A 1,091-nucleotide genomic window follows, 5' to 3' on the forward strand; every position below is an offset into this window, starting at 1 on the left:
TTTATTGCTTCAAAATCAATTTCCGAAGTATTACCTCTCATATTATCAACTTTTTCAGTAAAAACAGCATATGATTCACCACTTCCCATAGCTATAGCACCATATTTAACAAGCTTCGATATCATCCATGCATAATGTCCTTTAGAATTTTGCCATGCAGAAATCGAATCTCTAGCACTATACGATGTACCATAATAATTCTCAATTTCTATATTAGTCCCTGGTTCATAACTATTATTTGTAAAAGCATCAAACATAGAATCCGACCAACCGTGATCCAAATAATATCCTTTTACTCTTCCTTCTACTCTATAACATGCAAAAGTATATAAATCTTCATCCCATTTAAGTAGTTCTCTGCCTGCTTTATTTCTAACTATATTCTGCAAATAAAATGCTTCTTCTGATATCCATCTATTAATCAAAGGGTTTTTATAATCTGTCGAAGCATGTTCAGTTCTTATAGATAAGATTTCTGATGACTTATAATATATTTTTTCATCGTCAACTATATTATAAGCCCTTACTCTAAATTTCGCCAACTCATTTTCGTCAAAGTCAGAAAATTTAAAATAATTGTTTTTAATATCTTTTATAGTTTCCCAATGACCCTTTGTATCCCAGTCCGTTACGAAATGCCATCTCTGTACTTCGTATCCATCTGCTCTATTTAAATCAAGCCAGGATATTTTATAGTTTTTAATATCTTCTTTTCTTTTGAACTTTATCTTTTTCGCTCCACTCTTTACTTTTGCCTTACCATTTTCATCAAATTGTGGCCATCCATTAATCAATAAGTAATCACTTTTAGCATAATCATAATAACTACTATATCTCCAATTTGCCTTATAATTAAGACCAACTACTTTATCTTTTGGAACTTTCTTTACTTTAACCTTTATAATTGTTTTCTTATTACTATTCTTTGCTTTAACAGTTACTTTTGCGCTTCCAGCTTTTTTAGCAGCTATTATTCCTTTTTTTGTAACTGTAACTTTCTTATTATTACTTTTGAATACAAGTTTTTTCTTCTTTGAGGACGAAGTATACTTCTTAACTTTGATATTAAGTTTTTCGCCAACATATAATGT

The 1,091-nt window shown here is 29.8% G+C and carries 1 protein-coding gene; it reads right to left on the bottom strand.

Annotated features, from left to right (window positions below):
• On the bottom strand, positions 1–1,091 hold a 1,091-nt coding region (locus tag B5D16_RS12315), incomplete at both ends, for a CAP domain-containing protein (RefSeq protein WP_200804003.1).

Source organism: Eubacterium uniforme, from assembly GCF_900167115.1.
GTDB classification, from domain to species: domain Bacteria; phylum Bacillota; class Clostridia; order Lachnospirales; family Lachnospiraceae; genus Eubacterium_S; species Eubacterium_S uniforme.